At 67.7% G+C, this 8,008-nt stretch carries 11 protein-coding genes and 1 pseudogene; 3 read left to right on the plus strand and 9 right to left on the minus strand.

Translation table 11 applies throughout. From position 1 onward, the window contains the following. Nucleotides 1-446, plus strand: a 446-nt coding sequence (locus ACLP25_RS30680) for a glutathione S-transferase C-terminal domain-containing protein (RefSeq protein ID WP_442472872.1), incomplete at its 5' end; no start/stop codon positions are given. A gap of 75 nt (nt 447-521) precedes the next feature. Here ACLP25_RS30680 and ACLP25_RS30685 read toward each other — a convergent pair. From ACLP25_RS30685 to ACLP25_RS30725, 9 genes and pseudogenes are all read right to left on the minus strand, one after another. Continuing rightward, a complete protein-coding gene (locus ACLP25_RS30685; protein WP_442472873.1) occupies nt 522-1,823 on the minus strand; it encodes a PP2C family protein-serine/threonine phosphatase in 1,302 nt (433 codons plus the stop codon). Further along, a complete protein-coding gene (locus ACLP25_RS30690; protein WP_442472874.1) occupies nt 1,820-2,254 on the minus strand; it encodes an ATP-binding protein in 435 nt (144 codons plus the stop codon). Before ACLP25_RS30690 ends, ACLP25_RS30685 begins: the two co-directional genes overlap by 4 nt. A 17-nt stretch (nt 2,255-2,271) precedes the next feature. After that, complete coding sequence (locus tag ACLP25_RS30695; RefSeq protein ID WP_442472875.1) at nt 2,272-2,640, minus strand: STAS domain-containing protein; 369 nt, start codon at nt 2,638-2,640, stop codon at nt 2,272-2,274. A gap of 135 nt (nt 2,641-2,775) precedes the next feature. Further along, nucleotides 2,776-3,246, minus strand: coding sequence for a hypothetical protein (locus tag ACLP25_RS30700; RefSeq protein ID WP_442472876.1), 471 nt, complete (start codon nt 3,244-3,246; stop codon nt 2,776-2,778). Nucleotides 3,247-3,329: 83 nt separating this feature from the next. Next, nucleotides 3,330-3,818 (minus strand): hypothetical protein, encoded by a 489-nt coding sequence (locus ACLP25_RS30705; RefSeq protein WP_442472877.1) that lies wholly within the window; start codon nt 3,816-3,818, stop codon nt 3,330-3,332. Between the two features lie 255 nt (nt 3,819-4,073). Further along, nucleotides 4,074-4,469 (minus strand): c-type cytochrome, encoded by a 396-nt coding sequence (locus ACLP25_RS30710; RefSeq protein ID WP_442472878.1) that lies wholly within the window; start codon nt 4,467-4,469, stop codon nt 4,074-4,076. A 62-nt stretch (nt 4,470-4,531) separates the two neighbouring features. Next, a pseudogene (locus ACLP25_RS30715) lies at nt 4,532-4,762 on the minus strand (TetR-like C-terminal domain-containing protein); the annotation flags it as partial. A 15-nt stretch (nt 4,763-4,777) separates the two neighbouring features. Continuing rightward, nucleotides 4,778-5,173, minus strand: a complete 396-nt coding sequence (locus ACLP25_RS30720) for a TetR/AcrR family transcriptional regulator (protein WP_442472879.1) — start codon at nt 5,171-5,173, stop codon at nt 4,778-4,780. Between the two features lie 95 nt (nt 5,174-5,268). Then, the gene (locus ACLP25_RS30725; RefSeq protein ID WP_442472880.1) at nt 5,269-5,559 is read right to left on the minus strand and encodes a hypothetical protein; all 291 of its coding nucleotides are present in this window, start codon (nt 5,557-5,559) and stop codon (nt 5,269-5,271) included. Nucleotides 5,560-5,847: 288 nt separating this feature from the next. Between ACLP25_RS30725 and ACLP25_RS30730 the strand changes: the two genes are divergently transcribed. Both ACLP25_RS30730 and ACLP25_RS30735 read left to right on the plus strand, forming a co-directional pair. Next, a complete protein-coding gene (locus ACLP25_RS30730) occupies nt 5,848-6,522 on the plus strand; it encodes a DsbA family protein (protein ID WP_442472881.1) in 675 nt (224 codons plus the stop codon). Between the two features lie 271 nt (nt 6,523-6,793). After that, the coding region (locus ACLP25_RS30735; protein WP_442472882.1) for an AAA family ATPase at nt 6,794-8,008 on the plus strand (1,215 nt) is incomplete at its 3' end.

Below are 8,008 nucleotides of genomic sequence, written 5' to 3' on the forward strand. Positions count from 1 at the left end.
TGGCGATCGGCGAGTTCCTCAACGAAGTTGCGCCGAAGGCAGGCCTACTGCCCAAGGATCAGGCGATGCGCGCCCATTGCCGGTCGGTCTGCGGCGAGATGCATTCGGGCTTCGTCTCGCTCCGGCAGGCGCTGCCGATGAACATCAAGGCCGAGATTGCCCATTTCAAGATCTGGTCGAAGGCCGAGGGGGATATCGAGCGGATCAAGACGATTTGGCGCGAGTGCCTCGAAGCCTATGGGGGCCCCTATCTGTTCGGCAAGATCTCGATGGCCGATGCGATGTACGCGCCGGTGGTGAGCCGCTTCCGCACCTACGGCGTCAAGCTCGATTCGGAGCTAAAGGCCTATGCCGACCGCATCTGGGACCTGCCGGCGATGAAGGAGTGGCGCGAGGGCGCGCTCGCCGAAAAGGACGAGATCGAGGAACTGGAGGTCGAGTTCTGAGCGGCCCGTCATCGCCGCGATCCATCGGGCGTCCATGGAGGCGCCCGTCAACGGCTATCGACCGCGTCTCCTGTTTCAACGCGCCAGGGCGACGCAGGTGATGTCGTCGAATTGCGGGCGCCCGTGAGAATGCTCGCGCACGGCGTCCTCCACCCGGGCGACCCACTCCGCCGCGCCACAAGCCTCACCCAGGGTGAGGAGCTTGGCGAGACTGTCCTCGCCGAACTCGACGTTCGCCTCGTCCTCCGCCTCCGTCACGCCGTCGGTGTACAGAAGCATGAGGTCGCCCGGCGCCAACTCGGCTCGCATCATTCTCGGCTTCAGGGTCTCGAACAGTCCGACCGGCAGCCCGCCGCCCAACAGCTTTTCGATTGCGCCGGAAGCGCGGCGCACGAGGGCCGGCAGGTGACCGCAACTCACCAACTCGACCTCTCCCGTTGGCGGATCGAAGGCGGCGTAAAGGAGAGTGGCGAACAGCTCCGCCGCATTGTTGTTGGCGAGATAGGCGTTGGCCTTGAGAATCGCGCCGGGCAGATCTGGCGTCTCGCGCAGGTTGATTCGGATGAGCGTCTTGGTGATGCCGGTGAACAGGGCGGCTGGGACGCCCTTGCCGCATACGTCGCCCACCCCGACGGCGACGCGCCCGTCGTCGAGCGGCACAAGCTCGAACCAGTCGCCGCCGACGTCGCGCGCCGCGTTCATCGAGGCGGAAGCGTCGACTCCCGTGTCGGCAGCGAATTCCGCGGGCTTCGGGAGGAGCGCGCGCTGGATCACCGCCGCGCTCGCCATCTCATCGCTGCGCTGGCGGCGCAGCAGGATCTGCTCGGCAATGCGCCCGAAGGTGTAGCCGAAGTCTGCGAGGTCCGGAAGCGGATTGCGCAATTCGTCCATCAGCGCCGGATCGAATTCGTGCCGCTCCAGCGCCTCGAGCGCATGGGTATAGAGGCCGATCGCCCCGTTGAAGCGGCGTAGCCGATCGCCCATCCGCCCGATGACGTCGATCAGCAGCGACGGCGTCGTGCGCGCGACTTCGGCAAGCGCGGAGCGGCCGATGCGCAGAACCGTGACTGCCGTGCGCGCGCGCACAGTCGCCGAGCGCTGCAGGTGGGCCAGCGCGCCAAGCTCGCCGACGAGGCACGGCGCCTCCAGGGTCGCGATCGGAATTTGGCCCCGTGCGCTGTCGGCGATGACCGTCACCGTACCGCCAAGAATCAGCGCGGCGTCATGCGACTCCTCGCCCTGAACCATCAGGACGGCGTCCGGCCCGTAAGTCTTCAGCTCGCCGACTTCGATCAGATAGGAGACGTCGTCTTCGGTGATTTGACGGAACGCGCTGGTCGCCCGGATGGTCGACCTCAGCGCAGACAGATCTTTCATTCTGCGGAAACAGCCCTCAAATCGGGGTTCTTGTTGGGCCCGGCGTCAAATTCGAGGACCAGTCGATTGGCGCCCTCAGCACGACGGTAGGTCATGCGGCGCGTGAACTTCTGCACGAGCCCAGTGCCGAAGCCGCCGATCTCGAAATCCGTTCCCGGCCCCTGAAGGCGCTTCGCCGGGGCGGCGGTCGGATCGAACGCCTGCCCGTCGTCGACAAATTCAAGCCGGGCCCCGTCGGGCTCGGTCCAGATGGAGATCGTCGCTTTGTTGGCGTGGCCATGCTTGACTGCGTTGAGAAACAGCTCCTCGACGCAGAGGTTTATCGCGAAGGTCGTGTCCCCGGCAAGGCCGAGGGCGCCCGATTCGCTGGCGAGCCAGGCTTCCGCGTCCGCCGCCGCCTTGACTGTGCCGGGGAAGTCGCGGGAGCGCATCGACCTTGCCTTGTCGACTACGACTTGCGGCTCTCGAATTCTTTGGCGCGGGAAGTCAACGCCGCCGCCGCCGCCGCGGTATCCGGATAAAGGCCGACGAGCTCGTCGAAGCCGGTGAGGCGCAGCACCTTCTCGACCCCTTCGTTGGCCCCGGCCACGGCGATATAGGCGCCGCGCCGGATCATCGTCTTGGCGCTGACCATCAGCGTGCGCACGCCGAGCGAAGCGAGGAACGACACCTTGGAGAGGTCGATGACCAGGATCTTGGCCTTCTCAGCAACCTCCGCGAAGCGTCCGTCGACCTCCTGCGCCCCCGCGATGTCGAAGCGGCCGTCGAGCGCGACGTGGGTCACGCCCTCGGCGGTTTCAGTGACGTTCATATCCATTTGCGCACTCGTCCGGCGTTACGACGTTGATCGTAGAAGACGAAGTATGTACGCTTGATGACGGTTTAGCGACAGTACGCGCGCGGGGCTGCGCTTCGACGCTGTCGCGGCGGCCGCCCCCCGAGCGGGGCGCTCCTAGCCGCCGAGCTGCACGAAGATCTCGTAGCGGCCGGAGCTGATCGTGATTCCGTTCTGCTGGCCGTAGAGGCGGACGATGACGCCACTGGTGTTCTTCAGCCAGATCTCGCCCGGCAGGGAGCCGACAGCCAGCGGCCCCGCGCCCTGGATGTATGCCCCGGCGAATTGCGAGACGTCCCTGAGATTGTAGACGTCGCCCGCGCCCTGGATGCCGGACAGCGCCCCGAGCCCGTTGAGCTCGCCGGTCAGCGTGAAGGGGTAGTTCCTGCCTTTGAAGGTCAGCGTTCCCGTCCCGAGTCCCGTGCCCGAGATGAACACCTGGGTCATCGCGACCTTGCCCGAGGGTTTCAGGCCGTGGATGTCGGCCGCGGTCGGGACGACGGCGGGCGGCGTCGCGCAGCCCGCCAGGGCGAAGAGGCCGAGGACCGCGGCTGCGGCGGACGCAAGATTATTGGCTGTGGCGGTCATGACCTTCGCCCATCGATCCAGTGTGCGCCGGTCATCGCGCAATCCGGCCCGAGCGGCAAGAGCAAGAGGGATTTCGACCTCGACTACTTCTTCTCGACCTCGATCAGAATCTCGTCCCGGCCGAGGCTCAAAGCCGCGCCGGTCTGGGTCCCGACGAGGTGCATCACGACGCCGGCCTTGTTCTCGAGCCAGAGATCGCCCTTGCCTGAGGTTTCGAGCCCAATGCCGCCGGTGCCCTGCGAATAGGGACCGGAGAACTGCTTGACGTCGTCGAGCTTGTAGACCTCGCCCGCGACGTCGAGTTTCTCGACGGCGCCCGGTCCGATCACGGTGCCGACGAGCTTGAACGGATAGGTCTTGCCCTTGAACGTCAGCGCGCCCGTGCCGACGCCCGCGCCGCCGGCGAATATTTCCGTCAGGATGACATGGCCGGACGGCTCGATCCCGGCAATCGTTTGGGCGTTGGGGACCTCGGTCGGGATCGGGTTCATGGCGCAGCCGGCGAGCGCGAACAGGGCGGCGAGCGCAGCGCCCGCACGCCGGCACTGGAGGAATTGCGCGCAGAAGGTCATGGAATACGCCCCCGATGAATTTGCGTCCGAATCGCCGCCGGTTTGCCGACGGCTCGATTCGCCTCATGACCGATTCATTCGGGCGCGACAAGCGTTGCAAATTCGTCCGTCACGCTGCGCGCCCAAAAAGGAGCTTGACCAGCAGGCGCAGCATCGCCGCGCCGGCCGCCGTTCTTGCGTCGATGACGTCGAACAGATCGAGCGGGAGACGGCAGGTCCCTTGCGCCCGTCGCTCTCTGTCCGGCGCTCGGCGCGTCAGTTCTTCTGATGCCCAAGCGCCCAGACGTAGGCGACCACGGCGTCGACGTCGGCCGGGGTCAGGCGGCCGTCCATGCCGGGCGCCATCTTCATGTTGTGGCCGATGGTCGCCTTGATCGCGGAGACGCTGCCGTCGCCCCAGATCCACATGCCCAGCGTCAGGTCATTGCCGTTGGCGGTGCCCTTGGCGTCGGCGCCGTGGCATTCGGCGCATTTCCCGCCGGCCGCCTCGCCGTGGAAGATCTTGTCGCCGAGCAGGACCTGCTCCCGCGTCCCACCGGGTGGAACCGGCATCACGTTCGCGTCGGGCCGGCCGGAGTCGGCGTGCGCCGCAACCGGCAGAATCAGGGCCAGCAGAAGCGCGCTCGCGCTCGGGATCGACGTGCGGGACATCGGGCGTTCCTCCTTCTGCCCGGGAGACTACGCCAGATCGAACAGCGCTGCGAGGGCTGGGCTCAAGCCTTGTCCCTCGCTCTGGACTCTCGGGTCTCGCGCGCGAGCGCGGCGAACATTTGCGCGATCGTGCGCCCGATCCGAGGGGCCATCTCCGCAGGGTTCATGCCCTCAAACGGCAGCGCCCCGTCGACCCAGAGCGTTGCAAACCCGTGGACCGTCGACCACGCCGTCATGACGAGCCCCGCGGGGTCTCCCTCGGGCGCCGCGCCCGCCTCCTGGCAAGCGACGACGGCGTCCGTGAGTTGCTAGAACGCGCGTAGCCCCGGCTCGGTCGGCCCCAACGCCTTTGCGTCGCCGTGAAACATCGCGCGAAAATATCCAGGATTTGCGATGGCGAAACCGATGTCGGCGCGGCCCAGCGCCTCGAGGCGCGCGCCGGGATTCTCGGGGTTCGCGTCCCGCGCTTCGATCAGGTCGTGCTCCAGCCGCCGGAAGCCCTCGTTAGCAATCTCTCGGACAAGCGCCTCCCGATCGGCGAAATGGTGGTACGGCGCCCCGGACGTGACCCCGACGCGCGCCGCCAGCCGGCGCAGGTTCAGCGCTTCGACGCCGCAATGGCCGATCTCCGCGACGGCCGCCGCGATCAGCGCCTGCCTGAGGGCGCCATGGTGATAGCCGCCGCTGGCGTTCGCGCGCCTCATGCGGGAGCCGCCGGTTGCGCCCGTCGCCCGCATCAGCCTGCGACGGACGGGTTCGCCGGTCGCGAATCCCGGGCGAGCCGGACACCTGCAGCGCCTCACTCCGCGCCCTCGATCCGCCCGCACCCGGGATCACGGCAAGTAAAGGCGCCGCGAGAATTGTCCCAGAGCATCGGCTTTGGCGGAAAGGCGCACCGGCAGAGGGGATAGCCGAGGTCGCGGGCCAGTCTTGCATTGGAGAGTTCCAGGGCGACATCCGCCTCGTCGAGCCGCCGCGCGATGACGTCGCGGTCGCGGCCTTTCGGCAGGAGCGCCGAAGCCGAACGCATCAGCTCCAGCACCGCGCGACCCGCCGCAACCCACTCCGCCGCCTGAACCGGATCGATCATGACAATACCCTTTCCCGAGGCCTGCCTCGCGGACTTCGCGAGGGCGGCCGAAGGCTGTCGCGATAGCATTGTATTTCTGAAAAGGAAAATTAATGGGAGGCAAAACTTTCGAATAACGGAATTATCTCGGCAACCCCTTGCCATCATCGCCACGCCTTCTGCGCCTGCGACGCAAGCCCGAAGGGGGCGATTTCCACGTGGATGGGACGCGGCGGAGACCTCCCAATTGCGGCGCCCTCGCGCGCGCGATACGGTCCGGCCCCGTCCCCGCCGCCCCGGAGCCGCTTCATGTCCTTCCTTCCGCGCCGTCTCCGACACGCCGGCCTCGCCGCCGGACTCCTCGCCGTCTTGTCGTCGGTCGCGCCGGCCCCTGTCAGCGCCGTCACGTCCCCCGCCGGCGCCGAACCGCTCACGCCCGCCGAGACCGCGGCGCTGGACGCTCCCCAGGCTTTGCCCGACATTGTCGAGGGCAAGGCGGACGCGCCGGCGACCATCATCGAATACGCTTCGCTCACTTGCAGCCACTGCGCCGCCTTCCACAAGGACGTGTGGCCTCAGCTCAAGGCGAAGTACGTCGATACGGGCAAGGCGAAGTTCGTGCTGCGCGAGTTTCCGCTCGACGGCCTCGCCCTGGCCGCCTTCATGGTCGCGCGGTGCGCCGGCCCGGAAAAGCGCGACGCGATCGTGGACCGGCTGTTCGACCGCCAGGCCAGCTGGGCATTCGCCGACAAGCCGCTCGACCATCTGAAGGTCGAGGCCGTCGCCGCAGGCGTGACAGCGGCGGACGTCGACGCCTGCCTCAAGAATCAGAAGCTGTTCGATGCGGTGAAAGGCATGCGCGAGGCGGCCTCGACAAAGCTCGGAGTCAACTCGACGCCGACCTTCTTCGTCGCCGGCAAACGCCTCGCTGGCGAGCAGCCGCTTGAGAAATTTGATGAAATCCTCGCCCCAGCGGCGAAATGACGCCGTTTCGCACAGGTTTTTTGCTCCGCCAGGGTTGATTGCGCCGCCCCGATATGGCCGCTAATCCCTGTCCCGCTCCGGGACGCTTGCGCATTTATTTGATTCGTTCGGCGTGGATCCCCCTTTCCCGGCCAAAAAAGCAGAAAGAGGGCAGGGCTGAATGGCTTGGCGATGGGCAGCTCGCGGCCGCTCGCCCCGCCCCTCGCCCTGACCATTTCCCCGCCCACGGGGAGAAGGGACGGTCGGCGCCGCCGCGACGACAAGGCTTAGGATGAAATTCGAGCGCTTGCGCCTCACCGGCTTCAAGAGCTTCTGCGACAGCGCGGAGTTCAAGATCGAGCCCGGCCTCACCGGCGTCGTCGGCCCGAACGGCTGCGGCAAGTCCAATCTGGTCGAGGCCCTGCGCTGGGTGATGGGCGAAAACTCGTTCAAGGCCATGCGCGCCTCGGGCATGGACGAGGTGATCTTTTCCGGCTCCGGCAAGCGGCCGTCGCGCAACATCGCCGAGGTCGGCATTCTGCTCGACAATTCCGACCATCGCGCCCCGGCCGCCTTCAACGAGCACGAGGCGATCGAGGTCACGCGCCGCATCGAGCGCGAGGCCGGCTCGACCTATCGCGTCAACGGCAAGGAGGTGCGCGCCCGCGACGTGCAGCTTCTGTTCGCCGACGCCTCGACCGGCGCGCGTTCGCCCGCGCTCGTCCGCCAGGGCCAGATCGGCGAGATCATCGCCGCCAAGCCCCAGGCCCGCCGCCTGATCCTCGAAGAAGCCGCCGGCATCTCCGGCCTGCATTCGCGCCGCCACGAGGCGGAGCTTCGCCTCAAGGGTGCGGAAGACAATCTGTTGCGCGTCGAGGATGTGCTGAAGCAGATCGACGTGCAGGTCGACAGCCTGAAGCGCCAGGCTCGCCAGTCGAGCCGCTACCGCAACCTCGCCGCCGACATCCGCAAGAGCGAGGCGCTGGCCCATCTCATCGCTTGGCGCGAGGCCGAGTCCGCCTTCGCCGAGGCGGCGAAGAAACTCGACGCCGACCTGCTCGACGTCGCCGAGCATACCCGCGCCCAGGGTGAGGCCGCGCGCCTTCAGGCGCTCGCCGCCGCCGAGCTGCCGGGATTGCGCGAAGAGGAGGCCCGCCGCGCCGCAGCGCTCCAGCGCATCACGCTCGCCCGGGACGCGCTGGAGGCCGAGGAGAAGCGCGCGGCGTCGCGCGAGGCCGAACTCGAGCGCCGCTCGGCCCAGCTCGCCCGCGACCTCGAGCGCGAGCAGGCGCTGATCGCCGACGCCGCCTCGGTCCTCGAGCGGTTGGCTGCTGAAGACGCAACCCTCGTCGAGGCGCTGGACGGCGCCGGCGACTTCGCCGCCGAGGCTCGTGCGCGCGAGGAGGAGGCGGGCAGGGCGCTCGCCGCCGCCGAGGCGGAGCTCACCGAAGCGCAGGCCGCCTCGTCCGACCTCAACGCGCGCCGCCATGCGCTCGGCGCCGGCGCG

It is taken from the genome of Roseiarcus sp. (genome assembly GCF_052145395.1).
In the GTDB taxonomy this organism is placed as follows: domain Bacteria; phylum Pseudomonadota; class Alphaproteobacteria; order Rhizobiales; family Beijerinckiaceae; genus Roseiarcus.

Bases quoted from the DNA above. Each gene is read 5' to 3' on its own strand.
- ACLP25_RS30685 (WP_442472873.1), bottom strand. From the start codon at position 1,823: ATGAAAGATCTGTCTGCGCTGAGGTCGACCATCCGGGCGACCAGCGCG.
- ACLP25_RS30690 (WP_442472874.1), bottom strand. From the start codon at position 2,254: ATGCGCTCCCGCGACTTCCCCGGCACAGTCAAGGCGGCGGCGGACGCG.
- ACLP25_RS30695 (WP_442472875.1), bottom strand. From the start codon at position 2,640: ATGGATATGAACGTCACTGAAACCGCCGAGGGCGTGACCCACGTCGCG.
- ACLP25_RS30700 (WP_442472876.1), bottom strand. From the start codon at position 3,246: ATGACCGCCACAGCCAATAATCTTGCGTCCGCCGCAGCCGCGGTCCTC.
- ACLP25_RS30705 (WP_442472877.1), bottom strand. From the start codon at position 3,818: ATGACCTTCTGCGCGCAATTCCTCCAGTGCCGGCGTGCGGGCGCTGCG.
- ACLP25_RS30710 (WP_442472878.1), bottom strand. From the start codon at position 4,469: ATGTCCCGCACGTCGATCCCGAGCGCGAGCGCGCTTCTGCTGGCCCTG.
- ACLP25_RS30720 (WP_442472879.1), bottom strand. From the start codon at position 5,173: ATGAGGCGCGCGAACGCCAGCGGCGGCTATCACCATGGCGCCCTCAGG.
- ACLP25_RS30725 (WP_442472880.1), bottom strand. From the start codon at position 5,559: ATGATCGATCCGGTTCAGGCGGCGGAGTGGGTTGCGGCGGGTCGCGCG.
- ACLP25_RS30730 (WP_442472881.1), top strand. From the start codon at position 5,848: ATGTCCTTCCTTCCGCGCCGTCTCCGACACGCCGGCCTCGCCGCCGGA.